The sequence below is a fragment of the Xylophilus sp. ASV27 genome (assembly GCF_016428875.1).
GTDB lineage: Bacteria > Pseudomonadota > Gammaproteobacteria > Burkholderiales > Burkholderiaceae_C > Xylophilus.
This window is the reverse complement of sequence record NZ_JAELTO010000319.1, coordinates 1-384: the sequence shown is the minus strand read 5'-3', so window position 1 is coordinate 384 and position 384 is coordinate 1. Positions and strand designations below refer to the sequence as shown.

Below are 384 nucleotides of genomic sequence, written 5' to 3'. Positions count from 1 at the left end.
CCCCCCCCCCCCCCCCCCCCCCCCCCCCCCCCCCCCCCCCCCCCCCCCCCCCCCCCCCCCCTCTTTTCCAGCAGACGCCGGCATACGAGATTTCCTGTACGGTCTCGTGGGCTCGGAGATGTGTATAAGAGACAGGGGTCATACAGCTCGGCGCTGGCGAGGGCGGCCCCGCCGCTGAATCCGCCCGCGACCAGCACCTTGCCGCTGGGCAGCAGCGTGGCGCTGTGGTTTGAGCGCGCCGCGCCTAGAGCCTGTCTCTTATACACATCTGACGCTGCCGACGAAGAGAGCCTAGTGGTGGGGTGGGGGGGGGGGGGGGGGGGTGAGGGGGGGGGGGGGGGGGGGGGGGGGGGGGGGGGGGGGGGGGGGGGGGGGGGGGGGGGG

General features: G+C 76.3%; 1 protein-coding gene. It reads right to left on the bottom strand.

Going from position 1 to position 384, the window contains the following annotated elements; all coding sequences use genetic code 11:
- Positions 1 to 266, bottom strand: a 266-nt coding sequence (locus tag JHD63_RS23105; protein ID WP_370590627.1) for a kelch repeat-containing protein, incomplete at its 3' end; no start/stop codon positions are given.
- Positions 267 to 384 lie beyond the last annotated feature (118 nt).